Origin of the sequence: Dawidia cretensis (assembly GCF_018598175.1) — a bacterium.
Classification (GTDB): Bacteria; Bacteroidota; Bacteroidia; order Cytophagales; family Cyclobacteriaceae; genus Ohtaekwangia; species Ohtaekwangia cretensis.
Genome location: NZ_JAHESE010000056.1, coordinates 1 through 24817, shown reverse-complemented (window position 1 = coordinate 24817; position 24817 = coordinate 1). Strand labels below are relative to the sequence as shown.

Below are 24817 nucleotides of genomic sequence, written 5' to 3'. Positions count from 1 at the left end.
ATGAAAGTGAAGCCCATTGGATCCATGTCGACATCATGGACGGTGTGTTTGTGCCCAACATCTCCATGGGGTTGCCCGTGGTGGAAGCCATTAACCGCCACGCGACGAAGCCCATGGATGTACACCTGATGATTGTGCAGCCGGAGCGTTATGTGGAAGCATTTCGGGCGGCGGGTGCGGCCAACATTTCGGTACACGTCGAGGCTTGCCCACACCTGCATCGAAACTTACAGCAGATCAAGGCACTGGGGTGCAGGGCGGGCGTCGCGATTAATCCCCATACTCCCGTACAAGGGTTGGCCGATGTGATCGGTGATATTGACCTGGTATGTGTTATGTCGGTAAACCCGGGCTTTGGTGGTCAAAAGTTTATTGAGCACACCTACCGCAAGGTGCAGATGCTAAAGCAGTTGATTGTCAATGCAGGGGCGAATACACTGATCGAAATTGATGGCGGTGTAACCCTGCAGAACGCTAAGCGGCTGCTGGATGCCGGGGCGGATGTGCTAGTGGCGGGCAGCTTTGTCTTCCAGGCGGCAGACCCCAAGGCGGTGATCCGCGACCTGGCCGCGGTGTAACCGTTCGTTATAGATTTCAAACAGCGCCGTAACTTCGGCAGGATTTTTGACGTTCTACCTACCAAAACTAACGAACCCGCCATGCTGAAGGTATACTCTTTTATCGCCGTCTTTTTTCTTTTGGTCTCTTGTTCTCGTTCTGTTACCCGTGTCGATCCTTCTGAACAGATAGACCTGAGCGGGCGCTGGAATGATACCGACTCGCGCATGGTGGCAGACAAGATGATCTACGATCTGTTCGACGCCGCTTCCTTTAAGAACTATGCCAAGCAACTTGGCCGCAAGCCGGTGATTATCGTTGGAAGTATTCGTAACAAGACCTCCGAGCATATCGACTCCGACAACTATGTGAAGAAGATTGAAATGGTGGTGTTGAATTCGGCCGTGGCCGAGCTGGTGGAATCAGACGAGTTTCGCGACAAGCTGCGCGTAGAGCGTACCGATCAGCAGGCTTTTGCCTCGCCGGAGACAGCCAAACAATTTGGCAAAGAGACAGGCGCAGACCTGATGCTGCTGGGCGAGATGACATCCGAGACAGACACCTATAATAAAAAACGGGTGGTGAATTATATCACGACCTTGTTCCTGACCGATATCGAAACTAACAAACGTATCTGGTACGGCCAGCAGGAGATCAAGAAGTTGGTGAAGAACTAAGAATTATGCGCCGCACGTTTTCGTATGCGCTGGTAGGAATTGTGGCATGCTGCCTGGCAGCGTGTGCCACGTACTATCAAAAGCACTTCGACTTTAACCGTGAGTTTGAGCGCGGCGATCTGCAGCAAGCGCTGGAGACGCTGAAGAAGAACAATCGCGAAGAGAATGGCAAGGCTCGCTTTCTGTATTTTGTAAACAATGGTTTGTTACTTTCTATTCTGGGCAAGTACGAAGAAAGCAACGAATACCTGGAGAAAGGCTTTCTTTTTGGTGAAGACCTTCACATCAATTATATCAACGAGGCTACCTCGTATCTGACCAATCCGAACTTTGCTGTATACCGGGGTGAAGACCACGAGCATCTCATGCTGCTGTACTTCAAGGCCATTAACTATTTGAAGTTAGGGCAGCCCGACAACGCATTAATAGAATGCCGCCGCCTCAACATCCGGCTGAATCAGCTTAGCGATAAGTATAAGGCGGAAGAGAAGTATCAGAAGGATGCGTTTATTCACAACCTGATGGGTATAATCTACCAGTCGACGCGCGACTACAACAACGCCTTTATTGCCTATCGCAATGCACTGGAAATTTATCAGGGCGAATATGCGAAGATGTTTGGTATGACGGTACCTGAGCAACTTAAGCTCGATTTATTGAACACGGCGTACTGGACAGGGTTCTACGAAGAGTTTGATAAGCTCAAAGAGGAGTTCGGGATGGAGTCCTATAAGCCGGCGGCACCCGAAGCAGACCTGGTGTTCTTCTGGCACAACGGTCTCAGTCCGGTGAAGACGGAGTGGAGCATCAACTTTGCGATCAACCGTGCCTCTGACGATATGGTGGTGTTTAATAACGACGCGGTAGGGGTGGCGTTTCCTTTCCACGTGGAGGAGGACAAAGAGCGTGCGGACCTGGCAGACCTGGAAGTGTTTCGGGTAGCCTTTCCGCGGTACCTGGAGCGGGCGCCCTATTTCAGTTCGGCGTCTGTGGATATTGGCGGTGAGCATTACCCTATGCAGCTGGGGGAAGACATCAGCAAGGTGGCTTTTTACAGCTTGAAGAAGCGTATGGTGGAAGAGTTTGGAAAGGGCCTTTTACGGGCTGCGTTGAAAAAAGTCGCAGAGCATAGTGTACGCAAGGAAGACGAAGGGCTGGGGGCGGTGATCGGGCTGGTAAATGCCATGACCGAAAAGGCCGACACCCGGAACTGGCAGACACTACCCCATAGTATTTATTACAGCCGTGTGCCGTTAAAGGAGGGGGCGAACGAAATCGTCTTCCAATTGACTTCGGAGGCGACACGCACAACCGATTATAAATTTACCTACCAGGCAAAGAAGGGGCAGACACTTTTTCATACGTTTTCTTCGTTAGAGACTCAGTACACACCCTCCCGGTATTACTAACGGATGCTTATGGCCACCAGATCGCATCAAAGGTGTCAAATCAACGGCTTGCCGAATCAACCCGGAAACAATCTTAGGATGATTGCTGAATTTCATTTACCTTTAGCCTTCAATAGCCAGATTGTGAAGGGCTTACATTTTTTAGCTTAATGGCTTTAACACGCACTTTTAGAAAGCCTTACGTCATAGCCACCCTGGTGCTGGTTTCGCTGGCAGCAATGCCAGAAGCATTTGCCCAGTATGAAACGGAGCAGGAAGCATCCGTACCGTTGGAGTATTTTTACATCAAGCGGCAGGGCACTGGTTTGTTCCGCCGTATTCTCAGCAAAGTAACGTTCGGTCTAAGCACAGGCTATGGGGCGACGACCTTTAAGCACGAGCTGGATGGGTTTGGTATTTTGCAGAATCCAGACTCGATGCCCAAGTTGTTTCAGGGCAACAACGCCGCGCAAGGTTATTCCAACTGGTTTAACAAGGTACAACCCGAGGGCAATACGCTGCAACCCGGTGGTTTTCAGGTTAACTCGGATACCGCGGACATTGGTTTCAAAAGCAAATCGTTCAACATTCCCATTCGTGCTACGCTGCATGTAGAATTTGATCGCTACCGTATTGGTGGCGGATATTCGTTTGAGTACACGAGCGTCGGCGACTTCAGGCCCTTGCGCTATCAGGATCGGATCGGCAACTACTCGCCTGAAGTGACCAGCTTTTTCCTGAAGAAGTATTTTGTGTTGCTGGGCGCATCGGTGTATCGATACAACGACTATTTGCTGGTGGTAGACGCCAACATCGGCGGCTACGCCATGGGCAAGAAGTTCGACAAGAACGCGATGAAAAAGGGTGTCTTTGTGAACCTGGGTGTGACCGTTGAGCGTGAGATGTCGGAGTACTTCCGTTTGTTTGTGCGCCCGTCGTACGAGATCAAAAGCTATAAGCTCAACGTACCGGAGACAGGACAGTCTATCCAGCATCGCTTTAATGCTTTTTACATCAACGTAGGTGCCACGTATCGCATCCCGGAGCTGCGTCGTTGTTTCCTCAAGACATGCCACGCGCAGATGAACCACGCGCATGGCAACCGGGAGTACCGCAGTCGTAGACATCCGATCTACAAGAAGCAAAATCCACACTACGGCGAGAACTATCCGACACTCATCAAGTACAAAGGCAAGAACAAAAAGAAGCTGAATCCCTACTAGGTGAACGCTTCCTTCAGGTGTTTTTAGTCCAGCTTTCCGTGTGCGCGCCAGCCTTGTAAAAACAAGCGTTTTGTTATCACAACTATTCCACTTCCGCGCTTAATTTTTAATGCTTTTTGCTATCTTGCGAGGCCTAAAAAAAGGCTTAATTCAAGCTAAAACAACCCATTTAGATGGCAGAAGAAACCAGCGGCCTGGTCCCAGGCAGGCAAAGTATAATTCCGATCAATATTGAAGACGAAATGCGTGGTGCGTACATCGATTATTCGATGTCGGTGATCATCTCCCGCGCACTTCCAGACGTGCGTGATGGGCTCAAGCCAGTGCACCGCCGGGTGCTTTTCGGTATGCTTGAGCTGGGAGTGAATTATAATAAACCGCACAAGAAGTCCGCCAGAATTGTGGGGGAGGTACTCGGTAAGTATCACCCGCACGGTGATGCGTCGGTGTACGACACCATGGTGCGGATGGCCCAGGATTGGTCCCTGCGCTACATGTTGGTGGATGGACAAGGTAACTTTGGTTCGATCGACGGCGACTCGCCGGCGGCCATGCGTTACACAGAGGCTCGTCTGCGCCGCATCGCAGAAGAGATGCTGATGGACATCAACAAAGATACGGTTGACTTCCAACCTAACTTTGACGACTCGCTGAAAGAACCCTCTGTACTGCCCGGCAAGATTCCCAACCTGCTGTTGAATGGCTCTTCGGGTATTGCCGTAGGTATGGCGACAAACATGGCGCCGCATAACTTGCGCGAGGTTGTTGACGGTATTCACGCCTACATTGACAATAGAGATATTACCATTCCGGAGTTGATGAAGTTCGTCACGGCGCCGGACTTCCCGACCGGGGCGTTGATCTACGGCTATGCAGGGGTGCAAGAAGCATTCCTGACAGGACGAGGTCGCGTAGTCATGCGTGCCAAAGCCGAGATCGTTACATCACCTACCGGCAAGGATCAGATTGTGGTCACGGAAATTCCATACATGGTCAACAAGGCCATGATGATCGAAAAGACGGCCGCGCTGATAAACGAAAAGAAGATCGAAGGTATTTCGGATCTTCGCGATGAGTCTGACCGCGAAGGCTATCGCATTGTATACGATCTGAAGCGTGATGCAGTACCGAATGTGGTATTGAATAACCTATTCAAATACACACAGTTACAGTCTACGTTCGGTATCAACAATGTAGCCTTGGTAAAAGGCCGCCCGATGACGCTGAACCTGAAGGACATGATCCACCATTACGTGGAGCATCGTCACGAAGTGATTGTTCGGAGAACGAAGTTTGAGCTGGCAGAGGCGGAGCGCCGTGCGCATATACTCGAAGGTTATCTCATCGCCCTCGATCACCTGGACGAGGTTATCAGCTTGATCCGGAATTCAAAAGATCCTGAAGCGGCGAAAGAAGGTTTGATACAACGCTTCGGATTGTCGGAGATCCAGTCCAAAGCCATTCTCGATATGCGCCTGCAACGTCTCACAGGCCTGGAACGCGACAAGATCCAAGACGAATATAAAGAGGTAAAAGCGCTCATTGATCGCCTCAACGCCATCCTGGCAGACGAAGGTCTGCGGATGCAAATCGTTAAAGATGAATTGACGGAGCTGAGGGAGCGCTATGGTGACGCTCGCCGTACGGAGGTGATCCACAGCGACGACGACATCTCGATTGAAGATATGATCCCGAACGAAGAGATGGTGATTACCATTTCCAATCAGGGATATATCAAGCGCACGTTGCTTTCGGAGTATCGTACGCAAGGGCGTGGGGGCGTTGGTTCAAAAGGTGTCAGCACCAAAGAAGACGACTTCACGGAGCACCTTTTCATCGCACATGCGCACAACTACCTGTTGATCTTTACGGATCAGGGTAAGGTATATTGGAAAAAGGCCTACGAGATTCCAGAAGGTAATAAGATTTCGAAAGGACGTGCCATTCAAAACCTGATCAACATCGAGTCGGGAGATACAGTACGTGCGATCATTAAGGTCAAGAGCCTCACAGACGACGCCTATATCAATAATAACTATGTCATTCTCTGTACAGAGAACGGTATCATTAAAAAGACGTCACTGGAAGCGTACTCGCGGCCGCGCCAGGGTGGTATCAACGCCATCACCATTCACGAAGGTGACCGCCTGCTGAATGCGTCGTTGACCAACGGTAGCAACCACATTATCATTGCAAAGAGCGAAGGTAAGGCTGTGCACTTTAATGAGGCGGACGTGCGCCCGATGGGCCGTATGGCTGCCGGCGTACGGGGCGTGACGCTGGAAGGCGACACCGACAAAGTAATCGGCATGGTCTGTATTACCCGCGGAGATGCCAATCTACTGGTGGTATCTGAGCACGGTTACGGAAAACGTTCGTCGATTGACGACTACCGTATTACGCGCCGTGGCGGTCTGGGTGTGAAGACATTGAACATTACAGAGAAGACTGGCAAAATAGTTGCAATTAAAGAGGTGGTAGACGACGATGAGCTGATGATCATTAACCGGTCTGGGATCACAATTCGCATTGCAGTAGGCGAATTGCGCATTATGGGCCGCGCTACGCAGGGGGTACGACTCATCAAGTTAAATGATGATGATAGAATATCGTCTGTGGAGAAAATTCAGCAAATTGTGGAAGATAAGAACAGTTCGCAGGACAGTTCTGGCGACGCGCCGGAGGTGCTGCCGGAGAATCCGGATAGCCCTTCGCCGACGGACGAAACACCGGAGGATGAAAACCTATCTTAATATATTGCCCACTTATATAAACAACTGACAATGAAAAAATTAGCTATTGTGTTTTTCCTGGCCATTCCAGGGATTGTATTGGCACAGAAGGAAGTCAAACCGAATATTAACAAAGCACTGACGTCATTAAAAGATGGTAAGTTCGACGAAGCCAAAACGATGATCGATGCGGCTACGACCTACGAAAAGACCATGAACGATGGTAAGACCTGGTTTTACCGCGGCGTGATCTACGGTGCCATGGATACCACTTCTTCTTACAGCTCAACGGAGGATCTGGCGAGCGTTGCTGCGGCCTCGTTCAAGAAAGCCAACGAGCTGGCCGGTAGCAAGGCGTCGTCTTACTTCGTGACGGACAAGAAAGGCGGACTGGTTCCTTACGATATGGCGATCACGTCCATCACCAACAGCTATCTGATGAAAGGTGATAAGCTGTTTAACGGTGAAGACTTCAAAGGTGCGCTGAAGCAATTCGAAAAAGGTATTGCTTTCAAGCCGACCGATACGACCTTCTACGAATACGCTGGCTATGCAGCCTTCAATGGTGAAGCGCGTGAAAAAGCCGTACAGTATTTGGGTCAGTATGTAACGTTGGGCGGTAGAAGAGCACAGGCCATGACCATGCCGGCCCTGATCGCGTATGAAGATCAGAACTACGAAGCTGCGCTGACAGCCTCCCGCAACGTGCTGAAAGTTCTGCCCACGCACAAAGATCTGAAGGCTGTTGAGCTGAACTCGCTCATCCAGCTGAAGAAATATGACGAAGCTGCCAAGTTGCTGGAAGCTGCTGTGAAGGCAAACCCGAACGATGCGCAAAGCTTTTACCTGCTGGGCGTATTGAACAACGAATTGCAGAAGTTTGAAGATGCCAAGAAGAACTTCGAAAGCGCATTGGCGATTACGCCGGATTATTTCGACGCACAGTATAACCTGGCCAACTTCTATCTGATCGAGATCGACAAGACTTCAAAAGATATTAACGAGCTGGGCATTTCGGCTGCTAATGCCAAGAAAAAACAAGAGCTGGTGCAGAAGCGTGTGAAGCAAAGTGAAGCGGCTATTCCGTTCCTGGAAAAAGCGGAGAAGATGAAAATCCCGTCAAAAGATATGGAGATCGACCTGCTCAACAAGCTGCGTCAACTGTATTACTACATCGCCGACGATAAGAACGACGCGCGTGTAACGGCTAAGTTGAAGTCCCTCGGTGCCGACGACTAATCGCCGGTAACACATAACGATATTTGCGACAGGGGGCTTATGGCCCCCTGTCTCGTTTTTGTATACTGCCATTCCGACCATTTATCGTGATCTGGTGATAACCGTATCCGATTGCATTGGGAAATCTGATGTTGTATAGTATCTTTCTCCACAAGTAGTTACTGTAAACACAGCCCATGACGCCCCAACCAACTGTTAGCCCAGAGCAAAAGAAAACGCTCTGGTTTGTGATCACCGCCTCTTCGGTAGGAACACTGATCGAATGGTATGACTTCTACATCTTTGGTAGTCTGGCCACGATACTTTCGGAACAATTCTTTCCGCAGAGCAATCCTACCGCGGCCTTTTTGGCGACGCTGGCAACCTTCGCTGCTGGTTTTATTGTGCGGCCTTTTGGCGCCCTGGTGTTTGGCCGGCTTGGCGACATGGTGGGACGGAAGTATACTTTTATGATCACGTTACTGCTGATGGGGGGATCGACTTTTGCCATCGGCTTAATCCCCGGCTACGCACAGATCGGCATGTTTGCGCCGGCGCTAGTATTGATCTTACGCCTCTTGCAAGGCCTTGCGCTGGGAGGTGAATACGGCGGTGCCGCCACCTATGTGGCCGAGCATGCACCCGAGGGTAAGCGTGGTTTTTATACGAGCTTTATCCAGACAACGGCAACACTGGGATTATTTGTTTCGATCGGCGTAATTCTGGCGGTGCGCAGCACCGTTGGCAGTGAGGCCTTCGGTGAGTGGGGATGGCGCGTTCCGTTCATCCTTTCCGCCGTGCTCGTGGCGGTGTCCGTATTTATCCGTTTGCGCATGGACGAGTCACCGTTATTCAAACAGATCAAAGCTTCCGGAAAGATTTCAAAGAACCCGATCAAGGAGAGTTTTACAAAACCTGAAAACCTGAAGTTGGTGCTGATCGCATTGTTTGGCGCAGCAGCAGGGCAGGGGGTAGTCTGGTATACGGGACAATTCTATGCCATGACCTTTATCGAAAAGACGTGCCGCGTGGAGTTTGTTCAGACACGGAATATTGTGGCCATCGCCTTGCTGATCGGGACGCCGCTGTTTATATACTTCGGTTGGTTATCCGATAAATTCGGACGAAAAGTAATTATGATGACGGGCATGTTGCTGGCTGTACTATTATTCCGGCCGTTGTATCGGCAGATGTATCTGTTGACGGATGTGCAGTACAAAACGGAAATTCCCAGTGAAAAGAAGATTGTAAAAGATAGCCAGGTCAACGCGAATGGCGTGATGATGACTTCGGAGAAAACAATCGTGGCGTACGACGACGGGAGCAGGCTGACGAAAACGGTTGTTATTCCCGACGGCGGAGCTCCCGGCGACCCCAAGGAAGAGTTGGAGCTAAGCGGGGAACCGTACTGGGCGCTGATAGGTTTGGTATTAGTGCAACTTGTGCTGGTCACCATGGTCTATGGCCCGATTGCGGCATTTCTGGTCGAGCTTTTCCCGACACATATTCGATATACGTCCATGTCGCTGCCGTACCACATCGGTAATGGTATTTTTGGAGGACTGACACCGTTTGTGGCAACCTCGCTTTTCGAGAATAGCAAGACCACGGCGAATCCGGCGGGCGATCCGCTTGCGGGGCTATGGTACCCTATTGTGGTGGCGGCCGTTACATTCTGCATCGGCATGATCTTTCTGAAAAACAAGAAGAAGGAACAGGTCGCTGATAGTTTGTAGTTTTGCGCCCATATGCCGTTTACACCTTCACATGCTGCTCTTGTTTTGCCCTTGTTGAAGAACCGGAAACTGTCGGCTACAGGGTTGATCATTGGTAGTATGGCACCAGACTTTGCGTATTTTTTTACGCTCAGCACGGAGGGAAAGTACAGCCATACTTTGTTGAGTATATTGTACTTCAATATACCCGTGACCATCTTTCTCGGGTGGATGTTCCATGAGGTGGTGAAGAAAAATCTGCTAGCTTGCCTGCCTGCCTTTTTCCGCGACCGTTTTTACGACACGTACTATTTTGAGTTTGTGCCGTACCTGCGCGCCAACCTGGTGTCATTTGCCATCTCGGCGGCACTTGGAACAGCCTCGCATATCTTCTGGGATAGTTTCACCCATGCCGATGGCTACTTTGCCAGCAGGCTGCCTTTCTACCAGAGCATCGTTGTGCCGTATGAAGGTGTGCGTTATCCGTTATTTTATGCGCTTCAGTATATCAGCTCGTTTATCGGGCTGCTGTGTATCCTGGTTTATATCCTGCTGAAGGAACGCCGACCGTTACCACCACCCAATATGGCGGCATTTCTCTATTGGCTTACACTATTGACCATTGCCGTGATAGTAGTCGTAATACGGTTTACGATTTTTGCACGGGTAAACGATACCGAGGGCGTACGTGTCGTAGTGCTGATCAGCGGGCTGTGCCTGGGCGGTGTTATTTCCGGATTGATCGATTTCCGGCGGAAAGAATTGGTGTAATATCCTGAAGGCTTATTCGCCGCAGATTTTTTTCTTAAGCCTGGCATCTATTTTCATACCGAGGGATTCGGCCTTACGCAAATCTTCACACGCTGCAGGCAGTTGTTTCAGGCGCTCACGAGCAATAGCCCGGTTGTAATATGCCGCGCCAGAGTCCGGTACGTGGACCAACGCTACAGTATAATCATCGACAGCATCTTTGTAACGTTCCAGCTTAAGTAACACGTTGGCGCGGTTGATCCAGGCCTTCACATAGTTTTCCTTGAGTTCAATAGCTTGTGTATAGTCAGCAAAAGCGCCGGTATAGTCTTTGAGCCGTTCGCGCACGATGCCCCGACTAAGCCATATCTCGGGGTCACGACGTTCAATATCCAACGCCTGCGTGTAGTCCTCCAGCGCGCCCTTGAGGTAGCCGCCTTCCATGCGTTGGTAGGCGCGTTCAAGATAAGGAGCCAGCATGCTGGAGTCCGCGTCAATAGCCTGGTCGACTGAGCTTTGCGCTTCCTGTCGGGAACCCTGGGCACGTTTGGTGACAGCGAGATTATGGAGCGCACCCGTGTGGTTGGGTTGCAACGTCAGCGCCTTTTCCAGGTCGGCTTTGGCCCCGACCGAGTCCTTCAACAGCTGCCGGGCAAGTGCCCGGTTTACATAAAAGTCTGCTTCGTTCTTATTCAATACGATAGCGGAGTCGAGCCAGGCGGCAGCCTCCTCGGGTTTGTTGCGCTTTTGCTCAATAACACCGAGGTAGTTGTAGATCAGCGGCTTGTTGCCACTTTGCGCTGTGGTGACCGGGTTGCTACTACCGACATGTGCCGATCGACTGAAATATAGGGTGGTGGTCGCACCCGGTGGCGCATGCAGGAATCGAACAAAATCGTCGTAAGCCTGATCGTATTTTTTGAGTTGGTAAAAGATCTGTCCCCGGCTGAAAAGCGCCTCGGGACTGTTAGGCGTACGCTCCAGATAGATGCTATAATCCGTTAAAGCACCGTCGACATCTTTCAACTGCTCACGGGCATGGGCTCTGGCGAAGTAGGCATCGGTAAATCCGGGCTTTATTGTGAGGCATTGCGTAAGCCAATCGACAGCGCGAGCATAGTCGCCCTCGTTGCTGGCAGTTTCTCCCAACTCATATAGCTCTTCGGCGCTGCGGCGTTTCTCCTGTCCACTGCAGACCAAGAATGAGATCAACAGGCAGGAAGTCATTACTAGGCTTCTCATCGGTTATAAATTAACGAAAGATTCACCGGTTTCGTGCAAACCCTTTGCGATGTAATACTGTTAAAGTCAATATGGATACCGCCAAGAAAACCTCCTCGCGCAAATCGGCTGCCAAACAAACCCAGCCGGCCAAAATCATAGCTGCTTATAAGGCGCATGTGTTAACCCTCGGGCACCAACCCCCGTCGGTATATAAGTTCTGTTTAGATGCCGGAATCACCGAGGACGAGTTCTACCAACACTTCGGCTCTTTCGACGGCTTGGAGCGGGTTATCTGGAAGGAGTTCATTGATCAGACAATCAACAGGTTACAGGCCGACAATTCATTTAATAATTTCAATACACGCGAGCGGGTACTGGCGTTTTATTTTACCCTACTGGAAACGCTGCGTCCCGAGCGGAGCCTGGTGCTGCTTTACCTGAACGACGCGAAGCGACTTGAAGTAACACCGGCATTTCTGCGGTCATTCCGGGAATCGTTTGACGCATTCTTCACCACGTTACTGGCTGAAGGAAAACAACGTGGCGACGTGGCCACCCGGCCATATCTGGAAAAACAATATCCGCGTCTGTTCTGGCTGCACCTCGGGTTTATCCTGACGTTTTGGAAACAGGACGACAGCGCTGGATTTGAACGGACAGACGCCGCCGTCGAGAAGTCAGTGAACCTTGCCTTTGATCTGATCGGTACGGGTGCATTGGATTCCGCCCTCGACTTTGGCAAGTTTTTATACCAACAGCACAAGTTCTAAGCGGGACGGAGCGACGGGAGATAAGGAATAAGTATGAAAGAATTTGAGCGTATTCCCGTGTCCAAGGTCGAACGGGCGACCAAGTTTATCACGACCGGTGCCAAGATCGGCACCAACTACATCAAGCACTATAGCAAGAAGCTCATCGATCCGACGATGAGCCGCGATAAGTTGCACGAAGATAATGCCGCGGACATCTATAATTCCCTCAGTGAGCTGAAGGGCGGTGCATTAAAGGTGGCGCAAATGCTGAGCCTCGATAAAAGCCTGTTGCCGACCGCCTACCAACAGAAGTTTGCCATGGCCCAGTACAGTGCGCCGCCGCTATCGTACCCGTTGGTGGTTAAGACGTTTAAGCAACATTTTGGTAAAGGACCGGAAGAGATTTTTGAGATGTTCAGTCACAAAGCCTCTAACGCTGCCTCGATGGGACAGGTACACCGCGCCACATTGGACGGCAGGAACCTGGCGATAAAGATTCAATACCCCGGCGTGGGCGACAGTATTAAGTCTGACCTGGCCATGGTGAAGCCCATCGCATTGTCCATGTTCAATCTGAACCCCGTGGAATACGATGAGTTTATCTATGAGGTCGAACAGCGCATGTTAGAGGAAACAGATTATCGCCTCGAGCTACAGCGCTCCATGGAGCTGTCGGCGCAATGTAAACATATTCAGCACCTTATCTTTCCGCAGTATTATCCCGCGTTGTCTGGCCCACGTATTCTGGCGATGGACTGGATCGAAGGCATGCCGCTGGGCGAAAGACTCCGTTATGGCATCACGCCAGAAGTAGGCACGCGGTTAGGACAGGCGATGTGGGAGTTCTATCATTTTCAGATGCATCGCCTCAAGGCAGTGCATGCCGACCCGCACCCTGGCAACTTCATCATTACACCCCAGGACACCTTGGGCATTATTGACTTCGGATGCGTGAAGGTCATTCCCGAGAGCTTTTACGATGTGTACTTTCAGTTACTGGAAGGTGATATCCTGACCGATGTAAATAAACGCGATACAGTCTTCGAACAGCTTCGGTTTATTTATGCCGATGATAGTGCCAAAGACCGTAAGTTCTTTACGGGTATATTCTCACAGCTGGTGGAACTGCTGGCGCGGCCATTCCGATCAGACAAGTTTGATTTTTCAGATGAGGCTTATTTCCAGGAATTGTTTGCATTTGGCGAGCGTCTCACGACGATGAAAGAGCTGCGGGAGTCTAAGAAGGCACGCGGCGTACGCGATGCGGTATACATCAACCGTACCTATTTCGGCTTGTATAACATTTTGCACGACCTGCGTGCTACGATCGACATGCGCACGGCGGCTACAGTAACCAGATCGTAATAAAGAAAAGAATAAGCCGGTAGGCTTCTAGCGCCAGGAAGAGCCCGATAATACCACCCAAAGCTTTGAAAACGAGTCGCTTACCCTTCTGATTATAGAATGTACGGCCGGCGTACATGATGAAATACAGGTTGGTCGAAACAAATATGATCGTCAGCGTCAGATCATTCAGGTAGCTGGCCGAGCCGGCGTGGCTCACTTGAAATAGCTTGCTGATGACCCAGAAGACCACTGTCAGGCCGATCGCATTCACGGCCAGATTGAAGCTTGTAAGCTCGATCGACAATGCCAGGTGATCGGAAAAGTAACGATTCCTGCGTCGAAAAATCAGACTCAACGGCAAGGCCGCCAGTACGACAAAGATCACGATCAAGAGCTTGGCTAAGCCGACCGTCTTGTTGTTGTAGATCAGTTCGAAGCCCTTCATCGACATTCCCTCCAGCTGTATTTTTTTGAACACAATCTCCCGGGCCAGGGTACTGTGGGGCAGCACATTCAGTTGAGTGTACAGCGACGCATTAAACATCTGTAGCACAGGAAAGAAGAAGTAGGCCACATTAAGAATAAAGAACATCTGCAACGGTCGCATGTACATCACGCGGCGTCCGTCGACATACTGACGAGAGAGGAATCCCGGATTGGAGATGGTCGTCCAGAGCGAGTGAAGAAACTTATTGTCATTAAAAGTCGTCGCGATCAACACTTTGCTCATTGCTGCGCCAATCTGACGGTCTCTGGGAAGGATGACCTTTTCACCACACAGGTTGCAATACAGACCATGAAAGGAGTTACCGCAGCTTTTACAGATGTGCTCCAACATCATATCGCCATCCGCCATGCCATAAGAAAATAATATGATCAAAAATACGGTCTGTCACCGGATTTCCAGATTCCGCGACATGATAAACATCACGGTAGTAAGATTCGTGCCGGCTGGCCTCTCTGGAAACAGGTCCTCCAGGAAGGGACAACCTGCTGAATATAATCAACTTATTGGCGGTCAGTCTTCTGTAGGATCTTGCGGGCACGGGAGACAAAACCGGGGGAGGCATAAGGTAGTTCGTCTTCGAGTATGATCCGCAGCTCTTTTCTCAAGTCGGGCTCTTTTTCAATCAGCCGATGTAGGACCGTCATGGAAAACGCCCGCACAGCGATCGGCGTGCTGCGGTCTTTGACATAACCAAAGCAGCGGTCGATAAGCGTGCCATGGAACCGCCGAGGAATCTCGCAGTATTGTAACAGTCGCATAGTGTTACGCTGAATAGCGACGGGCACGTCGTCGGCGTCAAGCATAGCGAGTATCACGCGCAAGTGGGGTGTGACGAGCTTAGGGTGTTTTTCGACGCATAAACTAATAACGTGGACAGCCCGCTGTGTAATTCGATAAGGGCCTCCCTGGTATATTTCAACTAACGCTTTGAATCGAATAGCGCTATTTCCCACATAATCAGCGATTTCGAGGGAGTTATCTTTTGCGAAGCTTTTACTAAGAGCGACACGTAAATCCATTGAAAGATATATTTGATCAATTACCGCAGCCAGACGCGGATAAACTTTTGAGAACGAGTTGTTTTTGGAACTCGATCTAAATTTGATCCGAACCTAAATTCAATGCGAATATGGAGGTATTTTTAACAATCGTCTCGACGGCCCTCGTTCAAATTGGTATCTGTGTATTCTGCTTCATTAAGAAAGACGGTCTAAAGGCCTGATGCCGTTCTCTACTTCTCTCGCCTAACACTGTGGTAGCAGCCCGCCAGCCTGCCTGGCGTGATCATAATTTTGTCTTCATCTCAAAATGCTCTATATTCAGCCATGATGATGTACTCATGGCAACGGTAAAGTATGGTCAATAAGAAATTATTTTCTGGCGACTACGAAATTCATGCGTCCATTAAGATGCTGTATCCTTATATCCAGACGGCGGGCGGCCTCGCCGAGTGGTTTGCCGATGACGTGCGCATCAACAACAACGACAAGACCTTTATGTTCTGCTGGGACCACGAAGAGCGCAAGGCCCGGCAGGTTGCGTTTCGAATCAATCACTTTGCTCGCTTCGAATTCCTTCCCGAGGACGGCGAAGATCAAAATGACCCCTCGTATTTCGAGCTGCGGCTAGAGTTCAATGAGTTAACACAGTCAGTATTTCTAAAGGTGCTGGACTATTCGGACTTTGACGACGTCGAGGAGCTACACGATCTTTGGAATGGTCTGATGGAAAAACTACACAAAACCGTCGGTGGATAATGCTTTTTTTGCCGCATTGGCTTTATTTTTGAGCTTGTTCTACCGATGAAGAAAATCGATAAGCTCGTTTTAGGGGCGTTTCTGGGCCCATTTGTCCTGACCTTTCTTGTAGTGGTCTTCATTTTGCTGACGCAGCACATGCTGAAGTATTTTGACGACATCATCGGAAAGGGGCTGGGCGCCGATGTCATCGGGCAGCTGCTGTTTTATTTTGCCATCTTCATGACCCCGGTGGCGTTGCCCTTGGCTGTGCTGCTATCCTCGCTCATTGCATTCGGAAACCTGGGGGAACATTTTGAGCTCACCGCCATCAAGGCTGCAGGCGTATCCCTTATCAGAGCGATGGCGCCGATCTGTGTTTTTGTGGTGTTATTAACGGGGGTCGCATTTTATGTGAACAATAACCTCGTTCCCAAAGCCGCGCTGGAGGCGTACAGTTTATTATACGACATCAAACAAAAGAAGCCCGCCCTTGACCTGCGCGAAGGTGCCTTTTACAATGGCATCAGTGATATTAGTATCAAGGTAAATAAGAAATTCCCGGATGGCGTGACATTACGCGACGTTGTGCTGTACGACCACCGGAAGAATGACGGTAACAAAGAAGTGACCGTGGCCGACTCCGGCCGGATGTATACCATCCTGAACGAACGCTACCTTAAGTTTGAGCTGTACAATGGCTACCAATACACGGAAGGAGCCAGCAGTGAGCGGGAGATGACCGGGCAAAAGAAACGGAACCCCGAGTCGCTTAGCCGTAGCCAATTCTCCAAGGCTCAGGTGGTGTTTGACTTGTCGTCATTTAACCTGGAACGGACCGACAAAAAGTTTTTCCAGGGCAACCGGATTATGCGGAACCTGAATGAGCTGGATAAGGATATTGATTCCACCCGCCGAGAGATCCTGACACAACGGTTAAACTACTACCAGTATCGGCCGAGCTACTTTACCTATTTGTTTCGAAAAGATTCGCTGATCATGCCACGTGAAGTTTATCATCATAAACAGTATCGCGACTCGGTAGCCCGCTTGCCCTACATTCCTAAAACTAACCCGGTGGCGGAGACAAAGCCGGAAGTAAAACCGGCCGTGCCGTCTGTTACTCCGCCGGCTGCGAAGGTCGACGGCACGAAGGCGATAACGAAAATTGACACCAGCAAGACGGAGGCTTCATCGTCGTTGGCGGCAAAAGCAGACACGAATAGAAAACCCGACATAAAGCGCAAGCCGCAAGGACTGGAGGCTAAACGAGCCGCTGACCGTCGTCTACGGTTGAATACGGCAGCCCAGAAGTCTAAGACTAAAAAGAAATCCACGGCGAAGAAAAGACCTTCAATAGTCAAGCCCGTGCCGCCGCCGGCTGTGGTGAAGAAAAAGGTGTTAACGGATTCTGCCCGTCGCGCCAAGCTGGACAGCATCTTTATTACGCCCGCTCCTCACAATGTATTGCAGGGCGCGGCCAACCAGGCGCGCCAGGTGAAAAGCCAGATCGAAAATGTAAATACGAGTGTAGACAATTCGGGTGTCGAATTGCGCACTTTTGAAATTCAATGGCATAAGATCTTCTCCAGCTCAATGGCGTGCCTGGCCATGTTCTTGATAGGAGCACCACTGGGGTCTATTATTAAGAGGGGAGGGTTGGGGGTACCGTTCCTGGTATCGATTCTGTTCTTTATTATCTATTACATCACGACCATGCAAGGTGAAAAATTAGCCAAGCAAGCGAAGATAGGTGTCGTGACGGGCGTATGGATGGCAGACTTCCTACTGTTAATTGTGGGATTGTTCTTCCTGCGGCAGGCGCGTATTGATGCCCGCTTATTTGAGGCTGATTTTTACCGAGTTGTGCTCGATAAGGTAAAGCGATGGTTCCAAAAACGCAAGGCACCTGTTACCGCAGTCTCATAATGTCAGTGAAAGTTTTCGCTATTTTTTGGAAAATTCGGCCATTTTGGCTTACCTTTGCCCCCTGAAATAAAGAGATAAAACATTTTTTGAGATGTATTTAACTACAGCTATCAAACAAGACCTTTTCGCGAAACACGGGTTCGCCAAAAAGAAAGAAGATACCGGTTCACCAGAGGCCCAAATAGCCCTGTTCACGCATCGGATCAACCATCTGACCGCACACCTGAAAGAAAACAAGAAGGACTTTGCTACACAACAAGGCCTGATGAAACTGGTAGGTAAGCGTAAGAAGCTTTTGAACTACCTACAGAATACTAACATTGAGCGTTACCGTTCAATCATCGCTGAGCTCTCGCTGAGAAAGTAAGCAAATGACATTCCCCAGAGGGAACCCTGATAAAGGTTCCCTTTTTGCATTTTAAAAAACCCTGGATTTCCCGGCCCGAACCATTCATTCGGGCCGGGTTATCTTCAATCGTACCCTATTATGAAACCCACTGCGATAACAAAAACATGTAAGCTGCCCGATGGCCGCGAAATTACAATCGAGACCGGTAAGCTTGCCCGTCAGGCCGATGGCTCCGTTGTACTGAAGATGGAAAATACGATGATTCTGGCTACGGTGGTATCATCTCCCGAAGCAAAAGAAGGCACCGATTTCCTGCCGCTGTCAGTAGACTATCAGGAAAAATTTGCCTCAACCGGTAAGGTGCCGGGCGGCTTCCTGAAGCGCGAAAGCAAACTTTCCGATTACGAAGTCCTGATCAGCCGCCTGGTGGATCGCGCCATTCGTCCGCTGTTCCCCGACGATTATCATGCCGATACGCAAATCATGTTGTACCTCATCTCGGGTGATGAGAATGCACTGCCCGATGCATTGGCGGCATTTGCAGCTTCTGCAGCACTGTCTGTATCGGACATACCTTTCCAGGGCCCGATCTCTGAAGTGCGTGTGGCACGTGTGGATGGCAAATTGATCGTCAATCCGACCATGGAGCAAAAGAAACGCGCCGATATCGACCTGATGGTAGGTGCCTCTATCGAGAACATCCTGATGGTGGAAGGCGAGATGAAAGAAGTGAGCGAAGCCGATATGCTGGAAGCATTGAAAGTTGCCCACGAAGCGATTAAAGCACAATGCCAGCTTCAGATTGAATTGACCCAGGCTGTGGGCAAGACCGAGAAGCGTGTTTATAACCACGAAGAAAAAGACGAAGCACTGCAGCAGGAGATCCACGCGAAGTACTATGATACCCTGTACGCTACAGCCCGTCAGCTTATCACCAATAAGAAAGAGCGCTCAACGGCCCTCGACAAGCCACTGAAGGAATACCTGGCGTCGTTGCCGGAAGATTCTACGGTCAACACCACGCTCGTAAAGCGCTATTACAAACAAGTGCTGAAGAAAGCCGCACGTGACTTGTCGCTTAAAGAAAGCTTGCGCTTAGATGGTCGTAAGACTACGGAAGTGAGATCGATATGGTCCGAGGTTGACTACCTGCCAAGAACGCACGGCTCTGCTGTTTTCACCCGCGGTGAAACACAGTCGTTGACGACCGTAACACTGGGTACAAAGTTGGACGAGCAGATGATCGACGGTGCGATGATCGAAGGATCGAGCAAGTTTATTCTGCACTATAACTTCCCTGGCTTCTCTACCGGCGAAGTAAAACCCAACCGTGGCCCTGGCCGCCGCGAAGTAGGCCACGGCAACCTGGCTTTCCGTGCGCTGAAGCAGGTGTTGCCTCCTGACGAAAAGAACCCATACACCATCCGTATTGTATCCGATATTCTCGAGTCAAATGGCTCGTCGTCTATGGCTACAGTATGTGCCGGCTCGCTGGCATTGATGGATGCTGGTGTGCCTGTAAAAGGCCCCGTATCCGGTATTGCGATGGGCATGATCTCTGATAGCGTTACCGGTAAGTATGCTATCCTGTCTGACATCCTCGGTGACGAAGATCACCTCGGTGACATGGACTTTAAAGTAACGGGTACTGAGCAAGGTATTACTGCCTGCCAGATGGACTTGAAAGTAGACGGCCTTACCTATGATGTGCTGAGCGAAGCGTTGCTTCAGGCACGTGAAGGTCGCCTGCACATCCTGAATGAAATGAAGAAGACCCTGGCGGAACCTCGCCCGGATCTCAAGCCGCATACACCGCGCGCCGAAACTGTGATCATCGAGAAAGAGATGATCGGAGCGATTATCGGTCCCGGCGGAAAGGTGGTACAAGATATCCAGAATACAACCGGCGCTACCGTTGTCATCGAGGAAGTCAACAACAAAGGTATCGTCAACGTCTTTGCTACTAACAAAGATGTTATGGACGCTGCGCTCCGCCGCATTAAGGCCATCGTGGCTGTGCCGGAAGTCGGAGAGGTTTACACTGGTAAAGTGAAGTCGATCATGCCGTTTGGCGCGTTTGTTGAATTCATGCCTGGTAAGGACGGCTTACTCCACATTTCGGAGATCAAATGGGACCGCCTCGAGACCATGGAAGGTGTGCTTGAAGTAGGAGAGGAAATCCAAGTTAAGCTGATTGAGGTAGACAAAAAGACTGGCAAATTCCGTCTCTCTAGAAAAGTTCTGATCCCTAGACCACCGAAAAAGGAAACAACACCGGCCGAATAATCGTTAACCCTTCATTGACAGGAACTAAGTTAAAACAGTATATTGTTAAACAATCATATTGACGTAAACAGAGCGCAAAAAGGGACATGAGACAGCTTAAGATCAGCAAACAAATCACCAACCGCGAGAGCCAGTCCCTGGACAAATATCTCCAGGAGATCGGTAAGGTTGACTTGCTTACTCCTGATGAAGAAGTGGAGCTGGCGAAGCGGATTAAGGAAGGCGATCAAATAGCGTTGGAGAAGTTGACGAAAGCAAATCTCCGTTTTGTGGTGTCTGTAGCGAAGCAATATCAGAATCAAGGCTTGTCATTAGGGGACCTGATTAACGAAGGAAACCTGGGTCTCATCAAAGCAGCACAGCGCTTTGATGAGACCCGTGGTTTTAAGTTTATTTCATATGCCGTATGGTGGATCCGTCAGTCGATCCTGCAGGCGCTGGCCGAACAGTCGCGTATTGTTCGTTTGCCATTAAACCGTGTTGGCTCACTGAATAAGATCTCGAAGACATTTTCCGAGCTCGAGCAGAAATACGAACGCGAGCCTTCTCCGGAAGAGTTGGCAGAAGTATTGGATGTTACCACAGCAGAGGTTGTCGATACCATGAAGATTTCTGGCCGGCACGTATCCATGGATGCCCCGTTTGTTCAGGGCGAGGAGAACAGCTTGCTGGATGTATTGGAGAATGACAGCGAAGAAACGCCTGACTCAGGCCTGATGAACGACTCGCTGCGCCGCGAGGTGCAACGCGCGCTCTCGACATTGACACAGCGGGAGGCAGATGTAATTACGCTGTACTTCGGTTTGAACGGCGAGCACTCCATGACACTGGAGGAGATCGGTGAGAAATTCAATTTGACCCGGGAACGCGTTCGTCAGATCAAAGAAAAGGCTATCAGGAGATTACGGCATACATCGAGGAGCAAAGCTTTAAAGCCTTACCTCGGTTAATAGTACGCCATTTGATTTCAATTTAAAGGTCTCGGATAACCGAGACCTTTTATTTTTGTCTTGTTAAAACATCTATGAAGTTAGATATACTTGTTCTTGCGGCCCATCCCGACGATGCCGAATTAGGATGTGGCGGCACTATTGCGAAGCATGTCGCCCTGGGGCATAAAGTCGGTATTGTTGATTTTACCAAAGGGGAGCTAGGTACCCGCGGAACACCCGAGACCCGCGCCGAAGAGGCCGCGGCGGCAGCCAAAGTTCTTGGCGTTGCCGTACGCACCAACCTTGCTTTGCAAGACGGCTTTTTTCAAAATGATCCTGACCACCAACTGCGGGTCATTCAAGCCATACGTCGCTATCAACCCGAAATCGTCCTGGCCAATGCAATACTGGATCGGCATATCGATCACGGCAAGGGCGCTTCGCTAGGCGCAGACGCTTCGTTTCTGTCAGGGCTAACCAAGATCCGTACAAAGGACACGGAAGGGCGTGAGCAAGCCGCCTGGCGGCCAAGAGTGGTGTACCATTACATCCAGAGCCAGTTTATCGTACCCGACTTTATTATGGATATAACGGGGTATTGGGAAACCAAGCTGCAGGCCATTAAAGCGTTTAAGTCGCAATTTTATGATCCCGGTAGTCAGGAACCGGAGACTTATATCTCCAATCCCGCCTTCTTACAGATGATCGAATCACGTGCATTGGAATTCGGGCATGCCATTGGAACCCGCCACGGCGAAGGATTTACAGTACGGCGCTACCCTGGCGTCAGCGATCTGTTTAATCTGATTTAATAACGTCAGATCTTGCGCACTATGGAGCGAGGCGATGGATTTTCCATTGCCCATCTATCCGTGTATACACAATACGATCGTGCAGACGGCTGGGCCGGCCTTGCCAGAATTCAATCATGGACGGCATCACGGCATAACCACCCCATTGGTGTGGCTTGGGAAGAACGGTCTCGCCATCAAAACGTTTTTCGAGCTGTTGCACGCGTTCCTCCAAAATCGTACGACTATCAATGACTGAGCTTTGCGGCGAAGCCCATGCGCCAATCTGGGAGCCACGTGGTCGGCTTTGAAAGTAAGCTTCAGACGTCTGGGCATCCAATCGTTGGGTGATCCCTTCGATGCGGACTTGACGCTCGAGCTCAGGCCAAAAGAACGTTAACGCACACGCCGGATTCCTCTCGAGTAAAAGCCCTTTTTGACTTTGATAATTGGTGAAGAATAAGAACTGCTTAGCTTCTACGCCTTTTAACAGCACAATGCGTGCCGACGGCTGACCCTGCTCGTTGACCGTCGCCAGGTTCATCGCATTGGGTTCTGGAACGCCCGCCTGCAACGCTTCCTGGAACCACTTCTCAAATTGTGCTACAGGGTCGGGAAGGACATTGGCCACCTCCAGAGAGGATTTTGCGTAATCCTGGCGTAAATCCGCGATTGACTTCATGCTTTTTTCGCCAAAGTTTATGAAAGAAACTACCAATCACAAAAGATGCGTCCAGGAGCAATCGTTTTAGTGATAAAAATCATCTCTATAAAAATCCGGGAAACAGGTACCTGAAATAAAATTTGCACAGGTGGGGGCGAAGTATTTTATTCATATATGGATTGCGGGGTAATTTCCCTATTATGGAGACTAAAGCCGATGGAGTTTTTTAAATATAAAAATCATTTTAAACCAGAGAAGGGAAGGCTGTTGATATCAGAACCTTTCCTGGCAGATCCTAATTTCGAGCGAACGGTAGTCTTACTATGCGAGCACAACGAAGAGGGATCGTTCGGTTTTGTAGTAAATAAACCTTCCGTCCTGAAGTTAAGCGAAGTCATGGAAGACCTGCAACAATGGAACGAGGTGGTATATGTAGGCGGCCCGGTACAACAAGATACGCTACATTTCATCCATCGTAATACGGCGATTGAGAATGCGGTCAATATCCGGGACGAAATCTATTGGGGCGGGGACTTTGAAAGTGTGGTGCGCCAGCTTAACCGTGAGGAGATTGCCTCCCGCGACGTACGCTTTTTCCTGGGATATAGCGGGTGGGGCCCGGGCCAGTTGGAGGAAGAGTTGAAAGAGGACTCATGGATAGTTTGCGACTATGTAGACGATGAGCTGCTCTTCGATACCGACCCGGCCATGATTTGGAAAAAGGCATTGGACAATATGGGGGGGCGCTTTTCCATATATGCCAAGTATCCCGTAGACCCACGATTGAATTAGCCATTTTTAGTAACTTTACGTTAAACGCATTACTGTAACGCACAGAAGTACCATGGGAACAGATAAACACGACGAGCAAGTACACACATCGAATGCCGGACTGACTGACAGCCATGGTAATACGCTACACTCAGAAATCGACCTGGGTGATCATCATGAAGAAACGACCGACGATTCTCTCGAAGAAGTGCATGTCGACTATAGTCACCATACCAAGCAGCAACTGGCGGCCCTGATGAAGGACCTGGCGAAGGACGAAAACTTCAAACATGTAGACACCGTACTCCGCGAGATCAAACCGTTGTACGACGACATGCGTGAGAAGGAAAAAGCGGAAGCGTTGGTGCGGTTTATTGGTGCGGGCGGTGTAAACGAAGACTTTGAATACAAGGGCGATGAGTCTGATATGATCTTTGATGCAAACTTTAAACTCATCAGAGACCGAAGGACCCAATTCATTCGCCAACAGGAAGAACGCAAGGGCGACAACCTCAAGCGTAAGGAAGATCTGTTGGAGAGAATACGTGTGCTGGCCGACCAGGACAGCTCTGACAACCAGTTCGAGCAATTTAAAGAGCTGCAGAAGGAGTGGAAGAGTATAGGTCCGGTGCCCGGGCCACAAGCAAAAACCTTGTGGGCAAATTACCACGCCCTGGTGGATCGGTTTTACGATAACCAAAGTATCTATTTTGAGCTTAAAGAACTCGACCGCAGAAGAAACCTGGAGGCTAAAGCAGAGCTTTGCCTGCGCGCTGAGAAGCTTGCGGACGTACCGATCATTAAAGATGCCATCCGTGAGCTCAACGAATTGCACCACGAGTTCAAACATGTGGGGCCTGTACCCAAAGACGATAAGGAGGCCATTTGGCAGCGCTTCAAAAAAGCGTCAGACGCCGTGTACGCCAAACGGGATGCCTACCTGCAAAACTTGCAACAAGAGCTGAATGTCAATCTCGACGAGAAAGCCAGGCTGAGTGACGAGGTGCAAGAGTTCGCTAATTATCAGTCGGACCGGATCAAAGAGTGGAACCAGAAAACCAAAGAAATACTCGACATCCAAAAACGTTGGGAAATCGTAGGTGGCTTACCCCGTGCAAAGGCCAAAGAAGTAAACCGGAAGTTCTGGTCGGCGTTTAAAGCCTTCTTTAATAACAAGAATACCTTCTTCAAGAAACTGGATGAAGAACGCGACCGCAACCTGCAATTGAAGAACGAGTTGGTACAAAAAGCCCTGGCGTTGAAAGAA

Annotated in this window: 22 protein-coding genes; 18 read left to right on the top strand and 4 right to left on the bottom strand. The window is 50.0% G+C overall.

All coding sequences use genetic code 11. The features are described from left to right. The 8 genes from rpe to KK062_RS28650 all read left to right on the top strand — a co-directional run. Positions 1-578, top strand: a 578-nt coding sequence (rpe, locus tag KK062_RS28685) for a ribulose-phosphate 3-epimerase (protein ID WP_254087832.1), incomplete at its 5' end; no start/stop codon positions are given. An 81-nt stretch (positions 579-659) separates the two neighbouring features. Next, positions 660-1235 (top strand): penicillin-binding protein activator LpoB, encoded by a 576-nt coding sequence (locus tag KK062_RS28680; RefSeq protein ID WP_254087831.1) that lies wholly within the window; start codon positions 660-662, stop codon positions 1233-1235. A gap of 5 nt (positions 1236-1240) precedes the next feature. Continuing rightward, entirely contained in the window at positions 1241-2644 is a 1404-nt protein-coding gene (locus KK062_RS28675; protein WP_254087830.1) for a COG3014 family protein, read from the top strand. A gap of 149 nt (positions 2645-2793) precedes the next feature. Then, complete coding sequence (locus KK062_RS28670; protein ID WP_254087829.1) at positions 2794-3846, top strand: hypothetical protein; 1053 nt, start codon at positions 2794-2796, stop codon at positions 3844-3846. A 173-nt stretch (positions 3847-4019) separates the two neighbouring features. Further along, positions 4020-6599 carry a DNA gyrase subunit A gene (gene gyrA / locus KK062_RS28665; protein WP_254087828.1) on the top strand — a complete coding sequence of 860 codons (2580 nt, stop codon included), beginning with the start codon at positions 4020-4022 and terminating at the stop codon, positions 6597-6599. Positions 6600-6629: 30 nt separating this feature from the next. Continuing rightward, a complete protein-coding gene (locus tag KK062_RS28660) occupies positions 6630-7817 on the top strand; it encodes a tetratricopeptide repeat protein (RefSeq protein ID WP_254087827.1) in 1188 nt (395 codons plus the stop codon). A gap of 176 nt (positions 7818-7993) precedes the next feature. Next, the gene (locus KK062_RS28655) at positions 7994-9532 is read left to right on the top strand and encodes an MFS transporter (RefSeq protein ID WP_254087826.1); all 1539 of its coding nucleotides are present in this window, start codon (positions 7994-7996) and stop codon (positions 9530-9532) included. A 12-nt stretch (positions 9533-9544) separates the two neighbouring features. Next, positions 9545-10282, top strand: coding sequence for a DUF4184 family protein (locus tag KK062_RS28650; protein WP_254087825.1), 738 nt, complete (start codon positions 9545-9547; stop codon positions 10280-10282). Between the two features lie 12 nt (positions 10283-10294). Here KK062_RS28650 and KK062_RS28645 read toward each other — a convergent pair whose 3' ends face one another. Continuing rightward, positions 10295-11503 (bottom strand): tetratricopeptide repeat protein, encoded by a 1209-nt coding sequence (locus tag KK062_RS28645; RefSeq protein ID WP_254087824.1) that lies wholly within the window; start codon positions 11501-11503, stop codon positions 10295-10297. 71 nt (positions 11504-11574) lie between these two features. On the opposite strand from KK062_RS28645, the gene KK062_RS28640 reads away from it, so the two are divergent. Both KK062_RS28640 and KK062_RS28635 read left to right on the top strand, forming a co-directional pair. Continuing rightward, positions 11575-12255 carry a TetR/AcrR family transcriptional regulator gene (locus KK062_RS28640; RefSeq protein ID WP_254087823.1) on the top strand — a complete coding sequence of 227 codons (681 nt, stop codon included), beginning with the start codon at positions 11575-11577 and terminating at the stop codon, positions 12253-12255. A gap of 33 nt (positions 12256-12288) precedes the next feature. Then, entirely contained in the window at positions 12289-13602 is a 1314-nt protein-coding gene (locus KK062_RS28635) for an ABC1 kinase family protein (RefSeq protein ID WP_254087822.1), read from the top strand. On the opposite strand, the gene KK062_RS28630 is transcribed toward KK062_RS28635, so the two are convergent. Then, positions 13583-14464 carry a DUF3667 domain-containing protein gene (locus tag KK062_RS28630; protein ID WP_254087821.1) on the bottom strand — a complete coding sequence of 294 codons (882 nt, stop codon included), beginning with the start codon at positions 14462-14464 and terminating at the stop codon, positions 13583-13585. The two genes, KK062_RS28635 and KK062_RS28630, sit on opposite strands and share 20 nt — an antisense overlap. Positions 14465-14592: 128 nt before the next feature. Further along, a complete protein-coding gene (locus KK062_RS31285; protein WP_498366328.1) occupies positions 14593-15111 on the bottom strand; it encodes a HEAT-like fold family protein in 519 nt (172 codons plus the stop codon). A gap of 336 nt (positions 15112-15447) precedes the next feature. Between KK062_RS31285 and KK062_RS28620 the strand changes: the two genes are divergently transcribed. From KK062_RS28620 to bshB1, 6 genes are all read left to right on the top strand, one after another. Next, positions 15448-15849 (top strand): START-like domain-containing protein, encoded by a 402-nt coding sequence (locus KK062_RS28620; RefSeq protein ID WP_254087819.1) that lies wholly within the window; start codon positions 15448-15450, stop codon positions 15847-15849. Between the two features lie 45 nt (positions 15850-15894). Next, complete coding sequence (locus KK062_RS28615) at positions 15895-17757, top strand: LptF/LptG family permease (RefSeq protein ID WP_254087818.1); 1863 nt, start codon at positions 15895-15897, stop codon at positions 17755-17757. A 91-nt stretch (positions 17758-17848) separates the two neighbouring features. Beyond that, on the top strand, positions 17849-18124 hold the full coding sequence (rpsO, locus tag KK062_RS28610) for a 30S ribosomal protein S15 (RefSeq protein ID WP_254087817.1): 276 nt from the start codon (positions 17849-17851) through the stop codon (positions 18122-18124). Between the two features lie 120 nt (positions 18125-18244). Next, on the top strand, positions 18245-20392 hold the full coding sequence (pnp, locus tag KK062_RS28605; protein WP_254087816.1) for a polyribonucleotide nucleotidyltransferase: 2148 nt from the start codon (positions 18245-18247) through the stop codon (positions 20390-20392). A gap of 86 nt (positions 20393-20478) precedes the next feature. Further along, positions 20479-21342, top strand: a complete 864-nt coding sequence (locus KK062_RS28600) for a sigma-70 family RNA polymerase sigma factor (protein ID WP_073130761.1) — start codon at positions 20479-20481, stop codon at positions 21340-21342. Positions 21343-21416: 74 nt separating this feature from the next. Beyond that, positions 21417-22136 (top strand): bacillithiol biosynthesis deacetylase BshB1, encoded by a 720-nt coding sequence (gene bshB1, locus KK062_RS28595; RefSeq protein WP_254087815.1) that lies wholly within the window; start codon positions 21417-21419, stop codon positions 22134-22136. 19 nt (positions 22137-22155) lie between these two features. On the opposite strand, the gene pdxH is transcribed toward bshB1, so the two are convergent. Further along, complete coding sequence (gene pdxH, locus KK062_RS28590; RefSeq protein ID WP_254087814.1) at positions 22156-22797, bottom strand: pyridoxamine 5'-phosphate oxidase; 642 nt, start codon at positions 22795-22797, stop codon at positions 22156-22158. A 198-nt stretch (positions 22798-22995) separates the two neighbouring features. Here pdxH and KK062_RS28585 point away from each other — a divergent pair, with 198 nt between their 5' ends. Together KK062_RS28585 and KK062_RS28580 are read left to right on the top strand one after the other, a co-directional pair. Beyond that, positions 22996-23571, top strand: coding sequence for a YqgE/AlgH family protein (locus KK062_RS28585; protein WP_254087813.1), 576 nt, complete (start codon positions 22996-22998; stop codon positions 23569-23571). 52 nt (positions 23572-23623) lie between these two features. Then, positions 23624-24817 (top strand): DUF349 domain-containing protein (locus tag KK062_RS28580; RefSeq protein ID WP_254087812.1); only part of this gene is annotated, 1194 nt, incomplete at its 3' end.

Bases quoted from the DNA above. Each gene is read 5' to 3' on its own strand.
- KK062_RS28660 (WP_254087827.1), top strand. From the start codon at position 6,630: ATGAAAAAATTAGCTATTGTGTTTTTCCTGGCCATTCCAGGGATTGTA.
- KK062_RS28675 (WP_254087830.1), top strand. From the start codon at position 1,241: ATGCGCCGCACGTTTTCGTATGCGCTGGTAGGAATTGTGGCATGCTGC.
- rpsO (WP_254087817.1), top strand. From the start codon at position 17,849: ATGTATTTAACTACAGCTATCAAACAAGACCTTTTCGCGAAACACGGG.
- pnp (WP_254087816.1), top strand. From the start codon at position 18,245: ATGAAACCCACTGCGATAACAAAAACATGTAAGCTGCCCGATGGCCGC.
- gyrA (WP_254087828.1), top strand. From the start codon at position 4,020: ATGGCAGAAGAAACCAGCGGCCTGGTCCCAGGCAGGCAAAGTATAATT.
- KK062_RS28600 (WP_073130761.1), top strand. From the start codon at position 20,479: ATGAGACAGCTTAAGATCAGCAAACAAATCACCAACCGCGAGAGCCAG.
- KK062_RS28680 (WP_254087831.1), top strand. From the start codon at position 660: ATGCTGAAGGTATACTCTTTTATCGCCGTCTTTTTTCTTTTGGTCTCT.
- KK062_RS28645 (WP_254087824.1), bottom strand. From the start codon at position 11,503: ATGAGAAGCCTAGTAATGACTTCCTGCCTGTTGATCTCATTCTTGGTC.
- KK062_RS28585 (WP_254087813.1), top strand. From the start codon at position 22,996: ATGGAGTTTTTTAAATATAAAAATCATTTTAAACCAGAGAAGGGAAGG.
- KK062_RS28620 (WP_254087819.1), top strand. From the start codon at position 15,448: ATGGTCAATAAGAAATTATTTTCTGGCGACTACGAAATTCATGCGTCC.
- KK062_RS28670 (WP_254087829.1), top strand. From the start codon at position 2,794: ATGGCTTTAACACGCACTTTTAGAAAGCCTTACGTCATAGCCACCCTG.
- KK062_RS28640 (WP_254087823.1), top strand. From the start codon at position 11,575: ATGGATACCGCCAAGAAAACCTCCTCGCGCAAATCGGCTGCCAAACAA.
- KK062_RS28650 (WP_254087825.1), top strand. From the start codon at position 9,545: ATGCCGTTTACACCTTCACATGCTGCTCTTGTTTTGCCCTTGTTGAAG.
- bshB1 (WP_254087815.1), top strand. From the start codon at position 21,417: ATGAAGTTAGATATACTTGTTCTTGCGGCCCATCCCGACGATGCCGAA.
- KK062_RS28635 (WP_254087822.1), top strand. From the start codon at position 12,289: ATGAAAGAATTTGAGCGTATTCCCGTGTCCAAGGTCGAACGGGCGACC.
- KK062_RS28615 (WP_254087818.1), top strand. From the start codon at position 15,895: ATGAAGAAAATCGATAAGCTCGTTTTAGGGGCGTTTCTGGGCCCATTT.
- KK062_RS28655 (WP_254087826.1), top strand. From the start codon at position 7,994: ATGACGCCCCAACCAACTGTTAGCCCAGAGCAAAAGAAAACGCTCTGG.
- pdxH (WP_254087814.1), bottom strand. From the start codon at position 22,797: ATGAAGTCAATCGCGGATTTACGCCAGGATTACGCAAAATCCTCTCTG.
- KK062_RS31285 (WP_498366328.1), bottom strand. From the start codon at position 15,111: ATGGATTTACGTGTCGCTCTTAGTAAAAGCTTCGCAAAAGATAACTCC.